This is a genomic window from Dysgonomonas sp. PF1-14, from assembly GCF_029892965.1.
Taxonomy (GTDB): domain Bacteria; phylum Bacteroidota; class Bacteroidia; order Bacteroidales; family Dysgonomonadaceae; genus Dysgonomonas.
The window spans coordinates 37,527-64,186 of sequence record NZ_JARXWN010000016.1 but is presented as its reverse complement, the minus strand read 5'-3'; the positions used below and the strand labels follow the sequence as shown (position 1 = coordinate 64,186).

Here is a 26,660-nt window from a genome sequence, read left to right as displayed (position 1 = left end):
ATTTATAGAAAGATATGGATCGTTTACTAATAAGTATAGAATTTCTTAATATCTACAATTTTCTCTGGCTCACTCTCTCTAATATTCATTTGATAAATTTTCGCCATAAAAAGCTTGCCTTTATCGGCAAAAACACCTATATTTGATGCTTATTTTAAATAAAATTTGCCGATAACAGCAATGTATTAGATTTATGCAATATTTATCAGTCAGTCAGTTTGCACAGAAATGGGGTGTTCCAGAAAGAACCATTCGTAACTATTGTGCGACAGGAAGAATAAAAGGAGCTTTCCTAACAGGTAAAACATGGAATATACCCGAAGATGCCCTTTTACCTCAAAAAAGTAGTAGCAGATTCAGTGATAATCCCTTGCTCAATATCCTTAAAGAGCAAAAAGATATGAAGCTGAAAGGGGGTATCTATCATCGTACACAGATTGACTTAACCTACAATTCCAATCGTATCGAAGGAAGTAAACTAACCGAGGAACAGACTCGTTATATCTTTGAAACAAATACAATAGGAGTAACCAATGAAACTATTAACGTGGATGATATAATCGAAACATCCAATCACTTCCGTTGTATCGACCTGATTATCGAAAAAGCAAAGTCAAAACTCACCGAATCGTTTATAAAAGAGTTACACTATATACTTAAGTCCAGTACATCGGATAGCCGAAAAGATTGGTTCAGGGTAGGAGATTATAAGAAACTGCCTAACGAAGTAGGAGGAATGGAAACGTGCCCACCTGATGAAGTCCAAAATACAATGAAAGAATTACTCAATAGCTATCATTCCCAAAAGGGTAAAACGATTGAAGATATAATTGAGTTTCATTATAAGTTTGAATGTATACACCCGTTTCAGGACGGAAATGGGCGTGTAGGACGCCTCATTATGTTTAAAGAATGTTTGGCTAATAACCTGATACCTTTTATTATTGATGAAGATTTGAAATGGTTTTATTATCGAGGATTGCAGGAATGGGAAAAAGCACATGGTTATCTGATTGATACCTGCCTGACAGCCCAAGATAAGTATAAAGATATACTTGACTATTTCAAAATAGATTATTAAATATAAAAACAAAAATACTATCTTTACACTATCGCTTAAGGAGGAAAAGTCCTCTGAAATTCACTTATAAAACAAAGTGAAAATCGAGTGAAAAGAGAAAAATACTACATAGCTAATATGCTGACAGCATACGGGTTAGTTGATTAGAAATAAATCCGTCAACGCCCACGATTCATTATCAAGCAGTTAAGAGGGGATTCTTAGCTGCTTTTTCGTTGAAGTGTCAACTTCTGTTTACGATCGGTAAGGAAATCAATCAACCTTCTTTATAACATTCCTCGCCACCTCAATTTTATATTTCTTTCCCTTCATCTTCTCATCCCTGATATTCATCAGCAGGGTTTTTACAACAGATGAACGGACAGCGACAAAAGATATAAAATCTTTCACTTCAATCAATCCCAAATCGGATTTATCAAGTTTCCCTTTTTGGAGAAAGAAGCCGACAATATCACTCTTATTCAGTTTATTCTTCTTGCCGCCACTCACATAGATGGTCTGATATTCGGGACGGTTTGGTAATGGTTTGCCAGCTTTCAGTTGTAGTATGTCCAAATCTTCGGAGATATAGTCCGGAGTCTTCTCATCTTTGAACTGTATAATGTAAGCTGTTCCCGAAGCATGCATACGGGCAGTACGTCCATTGCGATGGATAAATTCACTTTCCTTAGCCGGAAGATGGTAGTGTATAACATGTTTCATCTCTGGAATATCCAATCCTCTTGCTGCCAGATCTGTCGTAACTAGATAATTCAGACTGCCATTCCGAAATTGGACTAATACCCTTTCCCTGTCGTCCTGATCCATTCCTCCGTGATAATATCCTGTCAGTATTTTTTTCTTATTCAGTAAGTCGCTGATGCGTTCCGATACTTCTCTGTGATTACAGAAAATAAGCGCAGGTTCAGAATTGAGTGAACACAGTAGTTGGAACAAGGATTCTATTTTGTCTTTTTCGGGAGATAAAACAATCTTGACGGAAAGAGCTTCACTTTTCTCTTCCTGTACATAATCGAGAATAGTAGGTGATTTAATATTTACAAATTGGGGAATCTCTACATCCGATGTCGCCGAGAGCAGGATTCTTTTTTGCAGGTTGGGTAATTGGCTGATAATTGTATTCATTTCATCCTGAAAACCCAGTTGCAGTGATTTGTCAAACTCATCCAGTACCAATATTCCGATAGAATCTGTATCGAAAGATTTTCGTTCCAGATGGTCGGTCAGTCGTCCCGGTGTTCCGATAAGCAGAGCCGGAGGATTGCTTAAATTTTTTAGTTCGGTATCGATAGAGTGTCCGCCATAGCATACATTTACTTTAAATTTTGTACCCATCTTCTTCCACACCTGCTCTATCTGGAGAGCCAGTTCGCGTGATGGAACGACGACCAGACATTGTACGGTCCTTACATCCTCTTTCAACAATTGGAGGATTGGTAACAGGAAGGCAAGTGTCTTTCCCGAACCTGTTGGAGACAATAACAATGTGTTTGGTTTACTGATTATTGTCTTCTGAGCAGCCACTTGCATCTTATTCAGGTGGTCGATTCCCAGATTGGATAATATGGCTGATGTTTGTTCTTCTGTTTTCATCTGACAAAGGTAAGATATTCCGAGCTATTATATATCTTTGTTGTGTAATTCAAATTATAGTCCGATTCATGAAGTGGCAACTCTGCATATAGCTACCCGGCTTTGGGTTTGTCGGGGAATCTCTCTCCGGCATAAAATAATCATACCCATATCCTTCGCAGAGTTTAATCAATAAAAATTATCAATGAATGTTTGTTGCATATCGGTGCTGCACAAGCATGCCATTTTATACAATCAAATGAATTATACATATAAACAAATAGGGCTCATCAATCTACCTATTATGGTGAGCCTGCTTATGGAGCAGTTGATTAATTTAACAGATTCCATTTTTCTGGGACATGTCAGTCAAATAGATTTGGGAGCATCAGCTTTGGGTGCAATGTATTATACAGCTATTTACATGCTCGGATTTGGGTTTAGTCTCGGAGTACAGGTTGTTATTGCCAGACGAAACGGAGAGCAGCGGTATAAAGATACCGGTAAAGTATTTTATCAAGGGTTGATCTTTCTATCCGTATTTGCTGTTGTGGTTTTTTCTTTATCCAAATTGTTTTCGCCATTCCTGCTTCGTGCAGTAATCTCATCGGACAATATTTATCAGGCCACTATGCACTATATGAAATGGCGGGATTACAGCTTCCTGTTTGCCTTTCCTTTACTGGCTATCCGGGCTTTTTTTATTGGGACAACGAATACTAAGATTCTCACAGCCAATTCTGTTATAATGGTAGTCTGTAATGTTCTGTTCAACTACTTATTGATATTCGGGAAAGCAGGATTTCCCCGATTAGGAATTAGTGGGGCGGCTATGGGTTCATCACTTGCAGGACTTGTCGGCTTATTGTTTTTAGCTCTATATATGTGGAAATATACAGATAAGAGACAGTATGGATTGTATATAGCTTTCGATTTAAAGATGTCACTCCATTTGTTAAGCATATCTGTCTGGACAATGGTGCGGTCGTTCTTCTGCATTGCGCCTTGGTTTCTTTTCTTTGTAGCGATTGAACATCTGGGGGAGTGTGAACTCGCTGCTGCGAATGTAGTAAGAAGTATCTCAATGATTTTCTTTGTAATTATCAATTCATTTGCAACTACGACTATTTCGTTAGTAAGTAATCTTATCGGGGCAAAACAGGCGGGACAGGTAATGCCGGTTTGTCGTCGTGTAATTGTATTAAATTATGTAATAGGGATTCCTCTTATATTCCTGGCTTTTGTTTTCTCAGATAACCTCTTAGGATTGTTCACAAACGATGGATCAGTTATCAGGACTGCATTTTATCCGTTCTGCGTAATGTTATCCACATTTATTATTTCCGTACCGGCTTATATCTATTGCAATACAGTAATCGGTACAGGTAATACCAGAATAGCATTCATATTTCAGATGGTAAATATCGCTATCTATCTATTTTATCTATTTATACTGCATCAGACTCCTGATATACCACTTGCAGTGTACTGGACTGCCGAACAATTGTATGTCTTAGTGTTACTTGTGCTGTCCTTTGTATATCTGAAAAGGAACAGATGGCAGAATAAAAACTTATAGTTTTAACAAACAACTTTTCCCTTTAGACGAATAACCCCTTTCCTTAGATATAGAGGAAGGACTTTGATCTGAAGGGAGAGGTTCTTTTTATGCTTTCTTTTTAGGTCTCCATGGCTTCTGAACGGAAACAACAATAAAGGTAATGACAAGTATAGCGACTTGTACGGTACCCCATATCTGTGACATTTTCACATTATGTAGTAGGGTAGCATCATCCATTGCCGCATCACGTAATGCCGATGCAATTTCTACGTTCTCATTTACCCAAGGGCCTAATACAAATGTTCCGAATAATATCTGTAGGATAGTCATTATCCACTTTACTATTAACCATTTGTGTTTAAAGAATCCCCAGTTTGTCCATATTCCGTAAATGATACCGATCAACAGGCTGGCCATAGCTCCCGGTATAATCAGAAAATCATCGATTATCTGTATAATACGTGATTTCATATAGAGTTCATCCCCATTAGCCGGATTAACGGAAAAGAATAAGATGACTAATGCCAGTCCTCCGCCAATCCATAGAATAGCAAAAAATAAATGAAACATCTTTAGGATTTTTACTCCCTGTGGGCTTAGCTTTTTCATGACGTAGATTCAGTTAGATTTTTACAAAGATAATTAATTCTTTTATCCCGTATCTTAAAAACACTTTACTTCCTATACCTATATTTACCTCATCTATGGTATAAAAATACCACAATAATGGTATTTGGTATAACGATGCCAATCCATAATTTTGTCTCTGTAAAAAAAACAAAAAAGGATTAAATATCTTAAAAATGAAAAGGTTTATCAGACAACAAAAGAGCGAAGATCATAGTCCCTCCGGGATATATGATTCTCAGGTTATTAATTTCACTTCCCAGTTATTATTATCTTCTCCTCTTTGCGGCATGCGAATGTCGATGTGTTGTTGTTAATTCCACATTATAGCCATCCGGCTTATCTTCCCAAACCTATTTTATCTTTTCTGTCAGATTATTCTATATCGTAGCATCATATAGATGAATCTCTGTACATATCAATATTAATAAAATATCAAATAAATAAAAGAAAGATTATGAAAACGAGAAGTCTTATACTGGCACTATTCGTGTTTGCTATCACTGCATCTGTATCTGCGCAGGATGAAGCAAAAGAAACCATATATATAAAAAGTACGCGCTTCGCATCTCCGCTTATCGAAAAATGGATAACCGAATACTCAAAGGCAAATCCTGATGTAAGCATCAAGCTGGCAGACAACACTGTGAAAGCAGATGACATTTCGCTTAAAGTGGTTATAGCTAATAAGAATAAGCAGCAAGTCAGCGAACAGGTACTGTTCTTCGGTCGTTATGCTATCCTGCCTGTTGCAGGAAAAGAAAACCCCTTACTAGGCGAACTCTCTAAAAAGAAGCTGAATGATAAGCGCATTAAAGACCTGTTTTTCGAGAAGGATATACCCGACGAAGATGAGGATTCTTCAACTCCTGCTACGGAAGTAACCATCTATTCGGGAAACAATGAAGAATCTGTGGCACATAGCTTTGCATCGTATTTCGGTTACACCTCTTCAAGTCTGAAAGGCAAGAAAATCTCAGGAGATGATGTATTTCTTATTAATGCCATACAGAAGGATAAAACGGGTATAACTTTCAATGCTTTAGGTAATATATTCGACATTAGTAGTCGTAAGCTGAAAGCCAATATTTCCATTCTCCCATTAGATGTTAAAAAGGAATATCGGAGTTATTTTGGCGAATCGGTTGATATCGATAATCTGATGGGTTTGCTGGAATCCGAACCTGTCAACCTCATTCCCGTAGAGAATATCGGCTTTGCATATACTGCCGAAAACAAATCGGTGAAAGAATTTCTTGTATGGGTTCTGACAGAAGGTAAAGCGTTCAACCACAGCTACGGTATCTTGAATCCGGACGATAAATTACTATCGCATCAGATAAAGAAGCTAGATGAGGTATTATATACAATGAACCTGAGATAGGCTTGATTGTGTCCTTCGTGAAAAAACTTCGTGCCCTTCGTGGTAAAAAGAAAAGAGTTATCTAAAAAAGCATTAGAACATGACAATTATACAATTATTTAAGGGTAAAATATTATCCTTACAGGAGAAAAAACAGCCTTATCTGTTCCTCATTTTCCTTATCTTTTCCTCGCTTGTCACACAGGCGCAAGTCACAATAAAAGGGAAAGTATTGGACGATCGTAGCGGTATCCCTGTATCGGGGGCATTGGTAAAAGTAAAATCGACAACCAATGCAGCTCAGGCAGATTTTGACGGTAAATTTGAACTGACTGTAAATAAGCCGCTTCCTATTACGCTTCTTATTTCCTTCTTAGGCTATAAAACACAGGAGATAGATGTTTACGAATCGGGTGAAGACATTACGATCTCACTATCCGAAAGTCAGAATATTCTTGACGAAATCGTTGTAACAGGTGTAGCTCAGGGAACTACCAGAAAGGGGCTGTCCTTTGCTCTTACAAAAGTTGATAATAACCTGATAAATACTGTGCCTGCCACAGATGCCTCCACTACATTAAGGGGTAAAGTAGCAGGGCTTCGTATCGATCAGTCGGAAGGCAATCAGGGAGCGACGGTCTATCTCAGAGGCGCTAAATCCGTATCGGGAAATATAAAGCCCCTGATCGTAGTAGACGGCTTTGTGACTGCCTTGTCTTTGTCGGACATCAATCCGGGCGATATTGAGACTATCGAGGTAGTGAAAGGTGCAGCAGCATCAGCTTTGTACGGTACACGCGGAGAAGGTGGTGTTATTCAGGTTATCACCAAGAAAGGGAAAGGTGAGAAGTTCTCAGTGGTATTGGATAATGAACTTGGCTTCAACAGTGTACTGCGCACCCCAGCCACTTCGAAATATCACCACTTCAAAGTAAATGGAGATAACTCATTTGCATTGACTGCCGGAAAGCGCACTATCGACTATCAGGATAATGGTTACTCGGTAAATCTGCATCCATACAAGGATTATTATAACAATGTCGACAATGTGCTGGGTACAAGAGTTTTTTATTCCAACGCAGTTTCATTATCAGCAAGCGGGGATAAGTATAATTTTTATGTCTCTTTCCAAAACCAGTCGAAAGGCGGTATATCCGATGCGATAGATTCAGATACAAGACGAAGCTTTTTATCGAATCTGGGATACAAGCTTACCGATAAATTAGAGGTAGAACTGACCACACAATATAATGTAGATGATACCCCTTCGTATGCTACTTCTGACGGAAGTAACGGGCTTCTGTACGCTACTCAGCTGGTAGAGCCCTTTGTCAACCTGAAACAAAAAGATGCTGCTGGTTATTATATGCTTGCTCCCGATGGAGCCGACCTGTTGTCGACAATACTGGTTAATCCGTTGTATGAGTTGACCGTAAGAGAATATAAATATAAAACCCAGAATCTGTTGATCGGCGGTAAGGCGAAATACAAACTCACTGAGCAACTGAGTGCCGAAGCCTCATATTCCATTCAGAAGCAGTTCTACAATACTGAAGATTATTACCCGATAGGATACGAAACGCCATCGAAGGATGTAACGAAGAATAATGGGTATTATGGAAAATCGACGCGAAATATAAGTGCTAAGAACGGGCAGGTGCAGGTCAACTATAATAAGACTTTCGGTAATCTCGATTTCGGTGCAGCCGTTAAGTCTGTGTATGAGTCTACCGAACTGGACGGGTTCAGCGCCAACGGTTATAACCTGACAGCTCCGGTCAAATCCCTTGATGTTACAGAAGCTTCAACCAGAACGATAGATTCCGAGTGGGAAAAGACAGTAAACTATGGTCATTTTCTCAATGTAAAAGCAGGATGGAAAGACAAGCTATTTATAGACCTGCTTGGGCGATTAGATAAAAGCTCCCGTTTCGGTAGTGATGTCGGTTGGGCATTCTTTCCACGTGCGGCAGTAGCCTATCGCCTTACTGAAGATCTAAAACTGGATCCTGTAACAGAACTTAAATTGCGTGTAGCTTACGGTCAGGCAGGAAGCTTACCTCCTTTCGGGGCAAAAGACAGTAAGGTGACACTTACCAGTTCGGGCGGTGTGAGCTATACTCAGAATGACAATACTGATCTGAAACGGGCAATCACCGAAGAAACTGAGATAGGCTTCGACGCTATTATTGCCAATATACTGAATGTACAATTCAATTATGCCTTTTCGAAAAGCAAACACGATTTTATTGAAGTACCTTCATTTGCTCCGCTTTCGGGTTCTGCTACCATCTATGACAATCTGGGAAAGGTGAAGTCGAACTCGGTAGAACTGGAAATATCGGGTAGGGTTATTGACCGTAAGAATTTCTCATGGGACACAGGGGTTACATTCAGCCGCGTACGCAGTAAGATTACATCACTGGGCGATGTGCCTGAGTTTACCGATGGTGATTACCGACGTGCAGCAGGGCTGAGTACATCTGCTATCTGGGGATACAGCATCTTTACAGACTTGTCTCAACTGGAAACCAATAACGAAGGCTATGTAACAAATGCGGGAGACGGTACAAAACGCGTAAATGACTATGTGGTAAACAATGTAGGTATCGTTGTGGAGAAAAGCAAATTGGGAACTAAAGACGAAGCTCCGGTCTTTTATGTGAACTCTGCCACAGGAAATACGAAGAAAATCGGAGATGCACAACCTGATTTTCTTGTAGGCTTTAGCAATACTTTCACATACGGGCCTTTTTCGCTCTATGCAGTGATAGACTGGAAGCAGGGCGGAGATAAATATAATGAAACAGTGCAGTATCTTACTTATCTCTATCGGTCAGAATTCTCGGATCAGACAGCACGGATGGGTTATCCTCTCAACTTTACTACACAAGTATTCAATGCTCAACTACCTACCGACTATTGGGTAGAAAGCAGCGGATATGTAGCCCTGAGAGAACTGGCCTTGTCTTATCAGATTCCGGTAAAGAAACTAGGTGTAAATAAATTGGTACGAAATGCACGCTTTTCACTCATTGGCCGCAACCTAGTCCAATTGACAAACTTTAAAGGAGTAAATGTAGACGGTGAGGGATACAGCAGCGCACGTTCGGGCGACTTCTTCAATTACCCTACTTACCGTACTATTTCAGCTAAACTAACAATTCAGTTTTAAACGATTATGAGAACAATTTTATATCCATATATATTTCTGCTTGCAATAGCTTTCGCATCGTGCGAATCTATGGATTTCGACGATCCGTCTACACTGACCAACGAAGAAGCGGCAACAAAAATAAAAACTTTTAGTTATTCATTGACTACGAGTAGTGTGCAAACAACATTCAATACCACAACGAGTGCAGCCGGAGTACATTTCAGCCTGCTTGCCGACCAGACAACGAATACAAACGGAAATGGTTCGTGGTGGGATTATGCAAAAGAGCCCAGAGTGAGGATTGTCAACAACTCTGCTGCCAGAGGGTATGCAGCCACATTGACTCCGTTCTATAACAATTTCTATCAGGCCAATCTGGATGCCACCAAAGTGATAGACCTTATCGAGAATCAGAACATAAAAGCCTATGACGATGCGGGGAACGACCGTACTACCGACTGCCTTATCGGGGCATATTATGCCAAAGGAGTATCACAGGGTTATCTGGGTGTTATCTACGATCGCGGTATAATTGTAGATAATACCTCTGTCAAAGAGGCTGCATTCCCTGATTCGTATAAAGACCTGATTGCAAACGGAATTGCATTGATAGATAAATCGATAGCACTGGCCGAAGCTTCATCTGATTTCAATTTTGACTTTCTGATAGAAACACCTATCGATAAAGAGCAATTCGTCAGACTGGCAAATTCGATAGCTGCACGTATATTGTCATCACAGGCAAGAGATAAAGCCGAAGCGCAGGCTCTCGGCGAAAATCATTGGAAGCGTGTTCTGGCTTACGCCGAAAAAGGATTGACATCAGATTTTCTTATCTCGACAGTGCCCGGAGGTTATTATAATGCGTTGGTAGACCGTTTGGTGTATCTGTATAGCGGCGGAGCTTATCTGCCTGTCGATATCAAAGTAGCTTATCTGGCCGATAATACAGGGAACTATCCGAATTACTACCCTGCCGCACCTACCATACTTGGCCCTGTAGAGACGGATGACAAACGCTTTCACGAGTATTTTGAATATACGACTAACTTCGGTATTCTGCTGGAAGCGCGTGGGCGGGGATTATTCAGCAACTATAAAAGAAAACGATGGGCAAACAACAGCAACAATCTGAATGTGCCCGGTGCTATCAATCCTTATTTCCTGACAGAAGAATTGCGCCTGTTGAGAGCTGAATCAAAATTCTGCCTTAAAGATTATACAGGAGCAGCAGCAGAGTTGAATGCACCTGATGCCTCCCGAAAAGCGAAAGGTCTGTTGCCTGATGTAGCTGCTACGGAAGATGCTTTGAGAAAAGCATTGCATTATGAATATGCTGTTGAGATAGACGGTGCGGGTGGTGCTTTTGTTCCGTTCACATTTATGAGGCGCAACGATCTTCTCATAGGGGGTACACCTACCGAATATCCGATTCCTCAGAAACAACTGGAACTTATCAGGGCTGATCTGTATAGTTTCGGAGGTATCGAGCATGCAGGGGAAACAGGTATATACGGAGAGCTTGCAACAGCAAGGGATAACGGATGGAAACCTTCAGAGTGAATTATAAATTATGAGTTATAAGTTATGAATTAAAAATCCTTGTGTCCTTCGTGGTAAAAAAATAATATAATAATAAAATAAAAGATATGAGAAAGATATTGTTTTCAATGATTGTACTTGTCAGCGTTATATCCTGTACAAAGAAAGAACAGGGAAATCTGTCGCTGTCCGGTACAGTAGAAGGTATTCCGAGTGGTAAGGTGTATTTACAGAAGTTTGAAAATAAGATGTATTATGTAATAGATTCGACCGAAATAGCGAACGGACAATTCAGCTTCTCGAGGAATGTTCAGCTACCCGAAATATACGGTTTGAGTGTGGATACGACACAGGGTTCCTTGCTGTTGTTTCTGGACAATAATCCTGTAACTGTGAAGCTCGATTCATCTTCTTATTACAGAAATAGTGTAGTTACGGGATCTGCATTGCAAGACCTTTATGTGGCGTATAAGAAAGATAAAGATGTGAAAATAGACGAGTTTATCAAAGCTAATCCTAAGGCTTTGGTTTCGGCCTATGCGCTGTATCGCGATTTTTCATACAGGCTATCTCCGGAAGAAATAAAGGCGAATGTACAACTGCTCGATTCATCGTTATGGGAAACGCCATACGTACAGGTTCTGAATGATCTGACAAAAACGCTGGAAGTAGTTTCGGTAGGTAAGCAAGCTCCTGATTTTACGGCTAACGATCCGAACGGGAATCCTGTAAAATTATCCGACCATCTGGGTAAAGGGTATTTGCTGATCGACTTCTGGGCATCGTGGTGTGGTCCTTGCCGCAAGGAGAATCCTAATATCGTAAAAGTATATAACGAGTATAAAGGGAAGGGATTTAATGTATTTGCCGTATCGCTCGATAAGAACAAAGAGGCATGGACTGCTGCTATAGCGAAAGATAACCTCACATGGACTCATGTTTCCGATCTATTATTCTGGGATAGTGAGCCTGCCAAACTGTATGGAGTGAGAGCTATACCATCCAATGTGTTGGTAGATAAGGATGGGGTGATTGTAGCTAAGAACCTCAAAGGAGAAGAATTAGGTAAAACATTGGCTGGCTTATTAAAATAAATAGGATATAAATAAGATTTGCTATAAAATTTAAACAAGCTCTTTGTTTGCCAGAACGATTGACTAAAATCTTGTGTTCTTTGCGGCTTATCTTCGTGTCCTTTGTGGTAAGAAATAAGACTCAACCACAAAGAACACAAGGTTTACACAAAGTTCACAATAAAAATACGTAACAGGTTGATATTTAGATGTTATTATATCAAACTCACGTAAATTTATCTAACTACTACTTCGCATTAATATAATAACCAATATGAAAAAAATACTTCTGATAATCTCCCTTATAGTATCAGCCTCTGCATTATTTGCACAGGCAGACAAAGAAAGCAGCCCTTTAGATAATGTGTCTATAAGTTATCTGGACAAATCCTTCTCTGTATATGATAAGCTACAGAAAACAATTTGGAGCGATCCCGAACTAGGGTTTCTGGAAACGAAGAGTTCAGCTTTGTTGCAGAATCACCTTAAAAGTAATGGATTTACAGTTGAGGCAGGAGTAGCCGGTATGCCTACGGCATTTGTTGCCAGCTACGGATCGGGGCATCCTGTGATAGCTGTGCTTGCTGAGTTCGATGCGCTACCTGGTCTGTCGCAGGATACAGTACCATATCGTAAACCTTTAGTCGAAGGTGGAGCCGGACATGGTTGCGGACATAATGCCTTCGGTGTGGGAGCCGCCGCCGGTGCTGTTGCTATCGCACAGTGGCTCAATGCAGAAAAGCATACAGGGACGATAAAAGTTTTCGGTACTCCGGCCGAAGAAGGCGGTGGCGGAAAGGTCTATATGGTACGTGACGGCTTGTTCAAAGATGTCGATATTGTTCTCGACTGGCATCCCGCTACAGGTAATGGAGTTACTACAGGTACAGGCACAGCCATACAGATGGTAGATTATAGTTTTTATGGTATTGCTACCCATGCAGCGGGAAGTCCAGATAAAGGTCGTTCAGCTCTCGATGGAGTAGAGGCTCTCAATTATATGGTCAATCTGCTTCGCGAACATGTGCCTACTTCGTCACGCATACATTATGTGATTTCTAATGGCGGGGAAGCACCGAATGTAGTACCTGACTATGCCAGAGTATCATACTATATCCGCAGTCCGAAAAGGGAGATACTGAAAGAACTCGTAGCTTGGATTGGTCAGGCTGCCGAAGGCGCAGCTTTGGGAACTCAGACAAAGGTAAAATCGGAAATTATCTCCGGCTTTTACGAGCGTCTGAATAATCGGAAATTGTCGGAACTCGTACAACGTAATCTGGAAATTGTGGGAGGTGTGCATTACGATGCACGCGAAAGAGCTTTTGCGGAAGAAATAGCGAAAGGATTAAATAAGGATATCAGTGCATTGGAAGAAGTGAAATCGGTGAAGCCATTGGCGGACGAGAAACCTTCAACAGGAGGTGGTTCATCCGATGTGGGCGATATAAGCTGGGTTGTTCCTACCGTAAGCTTCAATACAGCTACATTCGTACCCGGCAGTGCAGGACATAGTTGGCAGAACGTCGCAGTGGGAGGAACCACCATCGGCACAAAATCTTTGATCAATACAGCAAAGGTATTCAGCCTTTCGGCTATCGCATTATATACAAATCCTGAATTAGTAAAAGAAATCAAAGAAGAATTTGAGAAGCGCAGGGGAGCCGATTTTAAGTATGAGCCTTTGTTGGGAGACCGTAAGCCAGCACTCGATTACAGGGTGAAGAGGTGAGTTATAGGATAAGCGTATAAAGAAGGAAAAGATTTATCTATAAGACGAAGTCAATTATAAATTATGAGTGCAGCGGCGAAGCGTATGTAATTTAAAAGTTGAAATTTCTGTCGGGTTTGTAAGGTTTTAGTTAAAAACTAGTGTACTAGATTATAGAGTTCTAGTGTACAAGAAATAGGAAAAATCAAACTAGCAAGCTAATAGACTATAAACTAATAAACTTGTAACTATTGTCAGGTTTTAGTTAAAATTCACCTCACCCCGACCCTCTCCAAAGTGAGAGGGGGTTGCAAAGCCCAAAAAGGGAACGAGCTTGTAGGGGCGAACCCATGTGTTCGCCCGAAGATCAGATAAACGGGCAGACCCGCGTGTCAGCCCATACGAAAAACAGAAAATAATGCTAGCTAGCAAGCTAGTAGACTATAAACTAATAAACTTGTAAGAAATGTGAGGTTTTAGTTAAAATTATTTTCGTGCAATTATTATGGTTATAGAAAGAATATTCTTAAGCAGATGAAGAAATCATTATCAAATACAACCATCAGGCTCTTTCTCGGAGTTATAGGTGGCATATTAGTCGGACTTTTTGCCACAAAGGCAGTTATTAGTGTTATACTTCCGATAAAGCATATACTGGGGCAGATCATATTCTTTCTTATTCCCCTTATTATCTTCGGATTTATAACTCCGTCGATAACACGTTTGAAAAAGAACGCTTCAAAATTGTTGGGCGGATCATTGTTGCTTGCCTATGCTTCATGTATAGGCAGTGCTTCACTGGCAGCCTTTGTGGGATATAAAGTAATCCCTTTACTCGATATTGTCCCTGTTAAAGGGCAGGCAGCAGATTTACCCGAAATGTTATTCCGTCTCGATATTCCGCCTTTGATGTCAGTTTTGAGTGCTTTGGTCTTTGCTTTTCTGGTGGGTTTGTCTGTTATATGGACTAAAGCAGTAAAAATAGAGGAAGCTTTATACGAATTTCAGGGACTCATTTTTGCAATGGTGAAAAAGGTATTAATACCCATATTGCCTTTCTTTATTGCTGCTAATTTCAGCATACTGGCGTATGAAGGAGAGTTGGCCTCAAGGCTCCCTGTTTTCCTTGCTATTCTGATAGTGACGGTTTTGTGCCATCTGACATGGATGAGTGTCCTCTATGTGTCTTCAGGGTTATATGCGGGTGTAAACCCATGGAAAGTACTCAAATATTACGGGCCGGTAGCACTTACAGCTTTGGGAACACAATCGTCGGCAGCCAGCTTGGGAGTAGCCATAGAGCAGACGAAAAAATGTCCTGTATTGAAAAATGATATAAGAGATTTTGCCATACCCTTGTTCGGCAATATTCATTTTCCGGGTTCCATCCTTGATGTAGTGTTCCTGTCACTTGCCGTATCTCAACTGCTATACGGGACTATGCCTGATGTAACGCAGATGCTGATATTTATACCTCTCTTAGGTATTTTTGCAATAGCTGCTCCCGGACTACCGGGTGGTACACTTATTACTTCTCTGGGCTTGATTCATGCAGTCTTGGGTATAGATGATGCCGGAGCTGCACTGATGATTACGATCTTTGCCCTTCTCGATAGTTTTGGAACAACTCATAATATAAGTAGCGATGGTGCCCTTACTTTGGTTTTATCTGCTTATTCGGACAAGAAGAGCCTTGACTCAGTTGCTTGATAATTAAGTAGAAATGTATTGTGCAAAATGGACAGAAGCCCGTATAGTCATTTTTTTGTTAATGTTTCTAAAAATCTGAGTATAAAAGCATAGTTTAAACGTATAGATATAGAGGCACTTATTTTTAGTTTGATAAAGGTCATACATTAGGAGCGGAATTGCTATCTTTGCTTTGCCCTGATATAGACCGAAGAACATTGTTATTACCTCGAACTGAAAGTTAATGTCTAATACTAAATATACTAAAAATCTATGATTTCATTACCAGTAAACATTGAGAAACACTTTGCCATCGAAGGAACCGTTAAGAAAATACGTCCGTTAGGAGAAGGTCTTATCAACGACACGTTTTTTATTGAGACAGAAGGCGATAGCCCGAACTACATCCTTCAACGCAAAAATAAGAACATCTTTAAGTACATACCTGCTATGATGGAAAATATCCATAAGGTGACTACACACTTAAAGAAGAAGATAATAGAAAAAGGGGGGGATCCGTTACGTGAAGCTCTTACCGTAACCCTTACCGTAGACGGTAAGTTATATTATGAGGATGAACATGGTGATTATTGGGCTGCCTGCCTGTTCATCGATGATACCATCACATACGAATATGCCGATTCGCCGCAGCTTGCATCACAGGGCGGAAAAGGTATCGGGAAATTCCAGGCGATGCTTGCCGATATGAAAGAACCTTTAGCAGACATCCTGCCGGGATTCCACAATATGAGGTTCAGATTTCAGCAATGGGACGATGTCTTGGAAAAAGACCCTGTAGGCAGAAAAGTGAAGGTGCAGAAAGAGATAGAATGGATAGAGAGCCGTCGCGATGAAATGATCGCCTTATGGGCTAAAGCCGAATCGGGCGAAATACCAACAAGGGTTACGCACAACGATACTAAGATCAGCAATATCCTGTTTGACAAACAAGGTAATGTACTGTGTGTGATAGACCTCGATACTGTTCTTAGTAGTATCGTGCTCAATGACTATGGCGATGCTATCCGTTCATACACGAATGCGGGAAAAGAAGATGATGAGAATCTGGATAATGTATATATCAAGATGGATATCTTTGAAGGATATACAACCGGTTATTTGTCCGAAACAGTATCGTTCCTTACGCAGTCTGAGATAGATAATCTGGCATTTTCGGCTAAATATATAACATTCGAGCAGGTACTCCGCTTCCTGATGGATTATATCGATGGAGACAATTATTATAAAGTAAAGAACGAAGAACACAATCTGGTGCGTACCCATGCACAGTATAAACTACTCCAGTCGATGGAGGAGAATTACGATCAGATGTGTGCTATAGTCAGCCGTGTAGTTAAGGACATGAAATAATACCTAAACCTATGAAGATCATTGTAAAACATTTTTCTCTATTGCTGATTGCCGGAATCTTTCTGGTAGGTTGCAATCAAAAGCCTCAGGAGCAATCCCGCGTTATTAAAACAGATATACCCGCACGTCCTGCCGGACAAACGGATGTGCTGGAGTTGAAAACAGACCCACTGCCGGTAGTCCGTATTGCGTTTATCGGATTGGGAATGCGTGGCCCTGATGCTGTAGAGCGTATGACGCATATACCCGGAGTGGAAGTTATAGCCCTGTGTGATGTAGAGCAAAAGAATACCGAAAAGGTCAATAAAATGCTTGAAGGAAAAGGCTTGGCTAAAGCTCAGGAATTTTATGGAGATACTGCTATATGGCGTAAAGTCACAGCCCTTCCGAATGTAGACCTTGTGTATATTGCAACAGACTGGCTCCATCATGCAGTAATAGGAGTACAGGCAATGAAAGATGGTAAGCACGTAGCCATAGAAGTACCTGCTGCAATGACGATGAATGAAATATGGGACTTGATCAATACATCAGAGCAGACCCGTAAACATTGTATGCAGCTTGAAAACTGTGTGTATGATATGTTTGAACTGACGACCCTGAATATGGTACAGGAAGGCTTGCTCGGAGATGTTATGCACGGAGAAGGAGCATACATTCATGGCTTGCAACCTTATTGGAACTATTACTGGAACAACTGGCGTATGGACTATAACAGGACTCACAGGGGTGATGTATATCCAACTCACGGACTGGGACCGGTATGTCAGGCTATGAACATCCATCGTGGCGATAAGCTTAACTTCCTTGTTTCCGTAGATACAAAAGCAGTGGGGAATCCGGCTTATATAAAAGAAAAGACAGGTGAAGAAGTGAAAGACTTCCGTAACGGAGACCATACCTGTACACTTATACGTACCGAAAATGGTAAGTCGATCCTTATAGAGCATAACATAACATCGCCACGTCCATACGACCGTATGTATCAGTTGACCGGAACAAAAGGCTTTGCCAACAAATACCCTGTAGAAGGATATGCTTTGGACAAAGGCGAGATAGATCCGGAAGTAGCAACCAATCATGAAAACCTTACTGCTCACTCCTTTATGCCGGAGAACATGAAGATAGCTATGATGAAGAAGTATCAGCATCCTATATCAAAGGCTATGTTTGATGACAAAAAGACATTGTTGGAGAAAGCTGAAGAGGTAGGCGGACACGGAGGTATGGACTTCATTATGGATTACCGTTTGATCTACTGTCTGCAAAAGGGTCTTCCATTAGATATGGATGTGTACGACCTTGCAGAATGGTGTTCTTTGATTCCGTTGACGGAAATCTCTCTGGATAATAATTCTGCTCCTGTAGAAATCCCTGATTTCACGCGTGGAGGATGGAATAAGCTGAAAGAACTTAAGTTTGCTCAATAAAAGAACAATATACCAGACGGGGAGCACCATCGTTCTCTGTCTGTTTTCCTCTGACATAGAATAAAACCTCATATAAAAACAATCAATATCATGCGTACAATTACAAAAGAAAGACTGCTCTTTCTTATTATCCTGTTATCTGCAATACTGGTTTCTCCAGTGAAATCGCAGTTGCCTTATTGGCAGGATATTAGTGTCGTTGGAGTCAATAAAGAAGCTCCCCGCACCACCTTCATGAGTTATGAAAATATTGCCGATGCACTAAGGTCTATACAAGGTGCCTATGGCGAATATAGTGTCAGCAGATACTATTATCCGTTGAACGGAACATGGAAGTTCTACTTCGTGGATGGCTACAAAAAGCTTCCCGACAATATAACAGACCCTTCGCTGAGTACAAGTAGTTGGACTGATATTACAGTCCCGGGCAACTGGGAATTGCAAGGTTATGGCGAAGCCTTTTATGTAAACCAGCCATACGAATTTGCTACCTACAATCCGACCCCTCCACTATTGCCGGAAGAAAATCCGGTGGGAGTGTATCGCCGCGATATAGATATACCGGCTGATTGGATGCAAAGAGATATCTACCTGCATATAGCAGGAGCCAAATCAGGTGTCTATGTATATGTGAACGGTAAAGAAGTAGGTTATAGTGAAGACTCTAAAGACCCTGCCGAATTTCTGATCAATCCGTATCTGAATGCAGGAAAGAATGTGCTTACGCTTAAGATATTCCGTTGGAGTACAGGTTCATGGCTCGAGTGCCAGGACTTTCTGCGCATGAGTGGGATAGAACGGGATATCTTCATCTGGTCTCAGCCTAAAGCGGCTATCAAAGATTTCAGGGTGGTTTCTACATTGAATGATGCCTATAAAGATGGCCTGTTCAAACTGGGGATAGACCTCAAGAATACAAACAGTACTGATAAAAACATAACAGTAAAATATGAGCTTATCGACCAGAAGGGTAAGGCAGTCGCATCAGGCTCTAAATCAGTTGGAGTAAAGGCGAATAGTTTGGCTACAGCTGATTTTGATGCCACTATAAACAGTGTCTCTACATGGACTTCCGAGTCCCCGAACCTTTATCGATTGACTATGTCGGTAGAAGACGGAGGAAAGACAGTTGAAGTTGTTCCGTTTAAGGTTGGATTCCGTAAGATAGAGATGAAGAATACAGACATAATCGTAAATAAGAAGCCACTCAGGCTGTTCTTTGTAAATGGTCAGCCTATCAAGTTGAAAGGGACTAATATACATGAGACCGTAGAGACCGGACATTACCTTACTCCGGAAAATATGCGTCGCAACTTCGAACTGATGAGACTTAATAACATCAACTCGGTACGTCTGAGCCACTATCCGCAAGATCGTAAGTTTTACGAAATGTGTGACGAATATGGTATCTATGTATATGATGAAGCCAATATAGAGTCGCATGGTATGTACTATACCATCTATCAGGACGATATGCGTAAAGGCTCTGTAGGACATCTGGATGGAAAGAAGAGGGGTACTTTGGGACACAATCCCGACTATCTGGAAAGCCATCTGTCCCGTATCCGCAATATGTTTGAACGCAACAAGAACTATGCGTCCCTGACCATCTGGTCGATGGGAAATGAGGCCGGAAACGGATTTAACTTCTATAACGCTTACGCACTATTGAAAGAACTGGATAAAGATCTGATGGCACGTCCGGTAAATTATGAAAGGGCGCTGGAAGACTGGAATACCGACATGATCGTACCTCAGTATCCGTCAGCTAAATCATTCGAGTATTATGGTAAGAACGGACGCTATCACGATAATTCAGATAACCGCCCGTATGTTCCTTCCGAATATTCCCATGCTATGGGCAACTCTTCCGGAAACCTGTACGACCAATGGGTACAAGTCTACAGATACCCGAACCTACAGGGAGGATATATCTGGGAATGGATAGACCATGCCGTTAAGATCAAAAATAAGGATGGTAAAGATTATTGGGCTTATGGAGGCGACTTCGGCAAAGACCAGCCGTCAGACGGTAACTTTGTGGCCGATGGTATTGTCAATCCCGATCAAAGCCCTCACCCGGCAATGGCAGAAGTGAAATATGTACATCAGAATGTAGGCTTTGAGGCCGGAGACCTGAACAAAGGACAGGTGAAGATCAAGAACCGTTTCTACTTCTCTGATTTGTCAGCATATAATGTGAAGTACAAGATACTGGAGAACGGGAAGGTGATGAAAGAGGTAGCTCTGCCGTTAACTCTTAGCCCACAGGACTCAACGATAGTAACCTTGCAAACTTCGGGCTTAAAGGTTAAACCAGGTATGGAATATTTTGTTGACTTCGAAGTCTCAACGAAAACAACTGAGCCATTGACTCCGATAGGACATATTATAGCGTATGACCAATTTGAGCTGCCTCTGGCAGTAGGAAAGCAGGAATATAAGAATACAAGCGGGGCGAAACTTGAAGTGTCAGAGTCGGGTAATACTATAAGCATAGCGTCCTCAAAGGTTAGTTTTGTATTTGATAAGAAACAGGGTCTTGTTACATCTTATAAGGTAGACGGACAGGAGTATTTCACAGAAGGTTTCGGTATTCAGCCTAACTTCTGGAGAGGGCCTACTGATAACGATTATGGTAACGGAGCACCTAAGCGCTTGCAGATATGGAAACAGTCTAGTAAGAACTTCAAGGTGTCGAAGGCAACCGCTCGTATGGATGGCAATCTGGCATTATTATCAGTCAATTATGAATTGCCGGCGGGCAACGATTACATTGTCAACTATAAAGTGTATCCGTCCGGAATTGTAAATGCAGAGATAACGTTCACTGCAGCTACTGCCGATGAAGCGAAAGCTGAGTTGACAGCTGAAGCTAAAGAAGCCACACAGTCTGAAAGCGCTGAAAGAGATCGCCAAAGAAGAGAGAGCTCCAAGCTGGAGGTGCCGCGTATAGGAGTGCGTTTCCGCCTCCCTGCAACAATGAGTCAGGTGCAATATCTTGGGCGCGGGCCTGAAGAGAACTATCTCGATCGCCATAAAGGAACGATTGTAGGGCTTTATACCACTACGGCTGAAGATATGTATTATCCGTATGTACGCCCTCAGGAAAACGGTCACCATACCGATACACGTTGGGTAGCTCTGAATCAGGCCGGAGGAAAAGGTCTTCTTATCGAAGCAGATAAAACAATAGGATTCAATGCTCTGCGCAATTCGGTTGAAGACTTTGATGCACAGGAATCCGATGCCGACTATCAATGGCGCAATATGTCTCCGCAAGAGATAGCCAATAAAAATCCGGAAGAGGCGAAGGATGTACTGAGAAAGCAGACACATGAGACAGACATCACGCCACGCAACTTTGTGGAAGTCTGTGTTGACATGAGACAATACGGTGTAGCCGGTTACAATAGCTGGGGAGCCAGACCAGAACCCGAATATAGCATAGCAGCCAATAAGGAATACAAATGGGGCTTTACCCTTATTCCGATTGGTAGTCAGGCCGAAGCTGCTAAAAGGATAGGATATAAATACTAATTGATATAATAACCTGAGAATGAAAAGAAACCATTTGATCTGGTCTTTGCTCAGCATTCTGATATGCTGCTCAATGACTATCACTGCCCAGAAACAATTTAGCCTGAAATCTCCAGATGGGAAACTCGAGGCTAGTATAGTAGTGGATAAAACTGTGGAGTATTCAGTATCACATCAAGGTGACCTGATGCTGGCAAAATCACCTCTGTCAATGACATTGGCTGATGGTACATCGTACGGTGTGGCTCCTAAATTATCAGGCTCTGCAACAGCAAAGGTAGATAAGCAGATAGAGTCGCCTGTATATAAGAGAAAGCAGGTTGCAGACAACTACAACGAGCTCACATTGAAGTTCAAAGGCGATTACAATATCGTATTCAGAGCCTACAATGATGGAGTAGCTTACCGTTTCGTATCCACATCGAAGAAACCTTTTGTAGTAGAGAATGAACAGGCTGTATTTAACTTCCCGTCCGATAGTAAGGCTTTTGTCAACTATGCCAATAGGCCGGAAGGTACGCTTGAAAGCCAGTATATGAACTCTTTCGAGCAGCCGTATCATCACATCTCTCTCTCTGAATGGAATAAGAAGAGACTTGGTATATCCCCTTTGGTAGTAGAAGGTGTGAACGGCAAGAAGGTTTGCATAGCAGAAGCCGACCTGATAAACTATCCGGGTATGTTCCTCTATCCGGCAGACGGTACCGCTTCGTTGAAAGGCATCTTTGCACCTTATCCGAAAGACATACAGCAAGGTGGGCACAATATGCTGCAAGGGCTTGTCAAATCTCGCGAATCATACATTGCTAAGTTCGATGGAGCTACAAGTTTCCCATGGCGTATAGTCGTTGTATCGGCTAACGATGCCGAACTTGCTGATAGCGACATGGTCTACAAGCTGGCTACTCCTGCACAAGGCGACTACTCGTGGGTAAAGCCCGGTAAGGTAGCTTGGGAATGGTGGAATACATGGAACCTCTATGGAGTAGACTTCGAGACAGGAGTGAACAATGCCACATACAAGTATTATATAGACTTCGCTTCCAAATATGGCATAGAGTATGTTATCCTTGACGAAGGCTGGGCGGTGAACCTACAAGCCGACTTGCTTCAGGTAGTACCTGAGATAGACCTTAAAGAACTGGTCGCTTATGCCAACAAGAAGAACGTTGGCCTTATCCTCTGGGCAGGCTACTATGCTTTCAACAAAGACATTGAAGGTATCTGCAAGCACTACCACGAAATGGGTATCAAAGGCTTCAAAGTAGACTTTATGGATAGGGACGATCAGCCGATGGTCGACTTCCATCGCCGTGCTGCCGAGATAGGAGCCAAGTATAAGATGCTGATGGACTTTCACGGATCATACAAGCCTACAGGTCTGCAACGTACATATCCTAATGTTATCAACTTTGAAGGTGTGAATGGCTTGGAGCAAATGAAGTGGTCGGGTTCCGAGCTCGATCAGGTTACTTATGATGTCACAATGCCTTTCATCCGTATGCTTGCCGGCCCGATAGACTATACACAGGGTGCAATGCGCAATGCCACCAAAGGAAACTATCGCAGTGTGTACTCCGAAGCCATGAGCCAGGGAACACGTTGTCGTCAGTTGGCTGAGTATGTTATATTCGAGTCTCCGTTGAATATGCTGTGCGACAGTCCTTCCAACTATGAGCGTGAAGAAGAATGTACCGGCTTTATAGCTACCGTTCCTACTGTATGGGACAATACAATAGCCCTGAACGGAGAGATCGGTAAATATGTAACTATTGCCCGCCAAAAAGGAGATACATGGTACGTCGGCTCAATGACTAACTGGGATTCTCGCAAGATGGAGTTGGACTTGTCTTTCTTGGGTGAGGGCAGCTTCAAGGGCGAAGTCTTCAAAGATGGAGTCAATGCCAATAAGGTAGCTCGTGATTATAAGAGGGAGGTTATTACCATCCCATCCGATAAGAAGCTCCCTATATCTATGGCTTCCGGTGGTGGCTATGTGATAAAGATAACACGCCAATAATTTACTGATAATCAGATAATAAACGGCCTCATATCAGGAGATGTGAGGCCGTTTTATATATAGTTGTTAATCAGCGTGTTATATGGATATTATGCCTACATCGTACCCTATGAAGAGTCCACTCTCGATAACTCCCGTAACATTTTTTATTTGACTTTCCAGACTGGGATTAATAGCATCAAACCACGCATCCAGTATAAAATTGCCGTTCTCCGTTATGATGGGGCCATCTTTCCCCTTAGCCATCCTTAATATTACATCACGCGCTCCCAGCTCCTTTATCCTTTGATCCGCATAAACCAATGCGGCAGGAAATACTTCTATCGGTACGGGGAACTTCTCTCCCAGTCGGGCTACAAACTTAGACTCATCTACGATTATATATGTTTTTGTACTGTTGCATATCAGTAATTTTTCTTTAAACATAGCTCCACCCCGTCCTTTGATCAGATTACGGTCAGGGTCTACCTCATCGGCTCCGTCGAATGTCCAGTCCGGTTTCTTTTCCGAAAGTGTTGTTTGTGGTATTCCCAGTTGAATGCAAGTCATGGATATTTCCATCGAAGAAGGAATAACCTGTATGTTCAGATTTTCTTTTTTCAACCTTTTGGCTATTGCAAGCAACGCTACATATACTGTCGAGCCCGAACCTACACCTATAATGTCTCCGTCTTTCATCATTGCAGCAATTTCCGCTGCTACCTTTTCCTTGCCTTCCCTGTTGATTATCTCGGCAGACCACTTCAGGCTGTTTATGATGTTATTATTCCATTCCATATTTGTACAACTTCTTTGATCTTTCAAAGTTAAGCCAAATTATTAGAGAAAAGTTGACACTTTTGACATTATTATTTATATCTGTTACTCTATCTTGTTTCTGCCATGCTGAGGGACGAAACATTCCCTATATTCAATACCATTTTAACTAAAACCTGACAAACCCGACAGAAATTTCAATCTTTAAACTCTTAAACTTTAAATTCTTTAAATATATATTTTGTCAAAGATCACTTCTATTGTTAACTGTTGACTGATCACTGCTAACTGACATATAGATAAACCTCTTTTTCAATAATTCATGTAGTTAAAAATACCTTCGGATAAATGCCGGAAATATTTCCCCAAAAAGAAACTTTAACTTTTAATATTTAAAGTAAATAAGTTTTTCCTACCTTAGTAGTTTGAAAAAGTCGTATGAAAAGAATCTTTATAATACTATTCCTTTTTATCCTTAATATTGCAAATTCTGTTGCTGCGCCACAGGAGAATGTCGATGAAGCGCTGAAAGAACTGGATAAGTATGTAAAGCAGATAGACGATTATGTGCGACAGCGCGAAGACAGGATAAACATTCTGAGGAAGAAGGTTGCTAATGTCAATGGTGACTCTGAAAGATTTACACTGTACACCGAATTATTTGGCGAATACAAATCATACAAATACGATTCGGCTTATGTGTATGCCCGCAAATCATTAGATATTGCCGATAGACTTGCCGATACATATAAGATTATGGAAGCAAAGCAGCAGATTGCTTTTTGCTATTTATCTTCCGGATTGTTCAAGGAGGCTTCCGATATCACGGGTACAATGGATATGAAGAATGCCCCCAAAGATATCAAGATGGACTATTACTCTCTGTTGGCAAGGTTGTACTACGATATGGCAGATTACGGTGCAGGAGAGTTTTTCAGTAACGATTATATCCAGAAAGGTGTCCAGTATTGCGATTCGGCGATTACTTACCTGCCTGCCGAATCGGCAGAGATATGGAATATTGTAGGACTGAAACGGATGCAGCAGCGCAATTTTCCCGCAGCTATCGACGCATTCCAGACATTATTGCATCTGCCCGGTATAGACGATCACACATATGCTATCGGCACATCGTGCATCGGATACATGTATTCCGAACTTGGAGATACGGATAAAGCTATATATTATCTTGCACAGGCAGCTATTGGCGACATCAAGTCGGCAACTAAAGAAGCAGTAGCTTTGCAGAATCTGGCAAGTATTCTGTACGAAAACGGTGATATGAGCCGGGCCAACACCTATGTGCGTATAGCAATGGAAGATGCCAATTTCTACAATGCCCGCCAGCGCAAGATGCAGATCAGCCAGATTCTGCCCATTATAGAGAAGGAACGGTTGAGTATGGTGGAGAAGGAGCGTAACAATCTGATGATATTTGCCGGAATAGTATCATTTCTCTTCCTGCTGCTTTTGGGCGCAACAGTTATTATATACAAGCAGGTGAAACGTCTGAAAAGAGCCAGACGTACTATATATGAACAGAATAAGGATCTGAAAGCCGCTAATGTAAAAATGATGGAGGCAAATGAGATCAAGGACGAATATATCGTGCAGACGCTGTATGGCAAATCGGAATATATAGAACGTCTCGAGACCTTGTACCGCACTATCGACCGTAAAATAGTGGCACGCCAGTACGATGATATACGTTCGTTACTCAAAGAATCTGACCTGAAAAAAGAGCGTGAGAATATGTATTCCTCTTTCGATCAGACATTCCTGCGGCTTTTTCCCGACTTTATAGAAGAATATAACAGCCTGTTCAAACCCGAAGACGTTATTGTTTTCGATATAAATAAAGGACTTACACCCGAACTGCGCATATTTGCACTTATCCGTCTTGGAATATACGAAAGCGAGCGTATCGCTAAATTTCTAGACTATTCGGTGAACACCATCAATACATATAAGACAAAGGTGAAGAACAAATCCATTATTCCGAATGAACAATTTGAACAAAGAATAATGGAAATAAAAACTGTTCGTACTTCGCCACATTAATTATCTTTTCCATCGACTTGAGGTCATTTTTTTAACCTTTCTTTCGTTATATTACCGTTATATTTTTCTGTTTTTGGCAAATATGCAATCTGTTTATTGTCAGCTG

16 protein-coding genes are annotated in these 26,660 nt (G+C 41.3%); 13 read left to right on the top strand and 3 right to left on the bottom strand.

All coding sequences use genetic code 11. The features are described 5' to 3' along the window. Positions 1-193 precede the first annotated feature (193 nt). Positions 194-1,081 carry a DNA-binding protein gene (locus M2448_RS16500; RefSeq protein ID WP_280647677.1) on the top strand — a complete coding sequence of 296 codons (888 nt, stop codon included), beginning with the start codon at positions 194-196 and terminating at the stop codon, positions 1,079-1,081. A 252-nt stretch (positions 1,082-1,333) separates the two neighbouring features. Here the strand turns inward: M2448_RS16500 and M2448_RS16495 are convergent, their stop codons facing one another. Then, positions 1,334-2,674 (bottom strand): DEAD/DEAH box helicase, encoded by a 1,341-nt coding sequence (locus M2448_RS16495; protein ID WP_280647676.1) that lies wholly within the window; start codon positions 2,672-2,674, stop codon positions 1,334-1,336. A gap of 238 nt (positions 2,675-2,912) precedes the next feature. Here M2448_RS16495 and M2448_RS16490 point away from each other — a divergent pair, with 238 nt between their 5' ends. Then, positions 2,913-4,232 carry an MATE family efflux transporter gene (locus tag M2448_RS16490; RefSeq protein WP_280647682.1) on the top strand — a complete coding sequence of 440 codons (1,320 nt, stop codon included), beginning with the start codon at positions 2,913-2,915 and terminating at the stop codon, positions 4,230-4,232. Between the two features lie 87 nt (positions 4,233-4,319). Here M2448_RS16490 and M2448_RS16485 read toward each other — a convergent pair whose 3' ends face one another. Continuing rightward, positions 4,320-4,823, bottom strand: a complete 504-nt coding sequence (locus M2448_RS16485; protein ID WP_280647675.1) for a DUF2269 family protein — start codon at positions 4,821-4,823, stop codon at positions 4,320-4,322. Between the two features lie 475 nt (positions 4,824-5,298). Here M2448_RS16485 and M2448_RS16480 point away from each other — a divergent pair, with 475 nt between their 5' ends. From M2448_RS16480 to M2448_RS16435, 10 genes are all read left to right on the top strand, one after another. Then, positions 5,299-6,225 carry a hypothetical protein gene (locus M2448_RS16480; RefSeq protein WP_280647674.1) on the top strand — a complete coding sequence of 309 codons (927 nt, stop codon included), beginning with the start codon at positions 5,299-5,301 and terminating at the stop codon, positions 6,223-6,225. Positions 6,226-6,304: 79 nt separating this feature from the next. Then, the gene (locus M2448_RS16475; protein ID WP_280647673.1) at positions 6,305-9,379 is read left to right on the top strand and encodes a SusC/RagA family TonB-linked outer membrane protein; all 3,075 of its coding nucleotides are present in this window, start codon (positions 6,305-6,307) and stop codon (positions 9,377-9,379) included. A 6-nt stretch (positions 9,380-9,385) separates the two neighbouring features. Continuing rightward, the gene (locus M2448_RS16470) at positions 9,386-10,924 is read left to right on the top strand and encodes a hypothetical protein (RefSeq protein ID WP_280647672.1); all 1,539 of its coding nucleotides are present in this window, start codon (positions 9,386-9,388) and stop codon (positions 10,922-10,924) included. A gap of 86 nt (positions 10,925-11,010) precedes the next feature. Then, entirely contained in the window at positions 11,011-11,997 is a 987-nt protein-coding gene (locus M2448_RS16465) for a TlpA disulfide reductase family protein (protein ID WP_280647671.1), read from the top strand. Positions 11,998-12,250: 253 nt separating this feature from the next. Then, positions 12,251-13,708, top strand: coding sequence for an amidohydrolase (locus M2448_RS16460; RefSeq protein ID WP_280647670.1), 1,458 nt, complete (start codon positions 12,251-12,253; stop codon positions 13,706-13,708). 513 nt (positions 13,709-14,221) lie between these two features. Beyond that, positions 14,222-15,397: a cation:dicarboxylase symporter family transporter gene (locus M2448_RS16455; protein ID WP_280647669.1), complete on the top strand. Its 1,176-nt coding sequence runs from the start codon at positions 14,222-14,224 to the stop codon at positions 15,395-15,397. Positions 15,398-15,649: 252 nt separating this feature from the next. Beyond that, positions 15,650-16,747 carry an aminoglycoside phosphotransferase family protein gene (locus M2448_RS16450; protein ID WP_280647668.1) on the top strand — a complete coding sequence of 366 codons (1,098 nt, stop codon included), beginning with the start codon at positions 15,650-15,652 and terminating at the stop codon, positions 16,745-16,747. A 20-nt stretch (positions 16,748-16,767) separates the two neighbouring features. Continuing rightward, positions 16,768-18,177: a Gfo/Idh/MocA family oxidoreductase gene (locus M2448_RS16445; RefSeq protein ID WP_280647681.1), complete on the top strand. Its 1,410-nt coding sequence runs from the start codon at positions 16,768-16,770 to the stop codon at positions 18,175-18,177. 90 nt (positions 18,178-18,267) lie between these two features. After that, positions 18,268-21,717: a glycoside hydrolase family 2 TIM barrel-domain containing protein gene (locus tag M2448_RS16440; RefSeq protein WP_280647667.1), complete on the top strand. Its 3,450-nt coding sequence runs from the start codon at positions 18,268-18,270 to the stop codon at positions 21,715-21,717. Between the two features lie 19 nt (positions 21,718-21,736). Then, positions 21,737-23,737: a glycoside hydrolase family 97 protein gene (locus M2448_RS16435; RefSeq protein ID WP_280647666.1), complete on the top strand. Its 2,001-nt coding sequence runs from the start codon at positions 21,737-21,739 to the stop codon at positions 23,735-23,737. A 78-nt stretch (positions 23,738-23,815) separates the two neighbouring features. Here the strand turns inward: M2448_RS16435 and rpiA are convergent, their stop codons facing one another. Beyond that, positions 23,816-24,514: a ribose 5-phosphate isomerase A gene (gene rpiA, locus M2448_RS16430; protein WP_280647665.1), complete on the bottom strand. Its 699-nt coding sequence runs from the start codon at positions 24,512-24,514 to the stop codon at positions 23,816-23,818. Positions 24,515-24,931: 417 nt separating this feature from the next. Between rpiA and M2448_RS16425 the strand changes: the two genes are divergently transcribed. Further along, a complete protein-coding gene (locus M2448_RS16425; protein WP_280647664.1) occupies positions 24,932-26,554 on the top strand; it encodes a DUF6377 domain-containing protein in 1,623 nt (540 codons plus the stop codon). Positions 26,555-26,660: the final 106 nt, after the last annotated feature.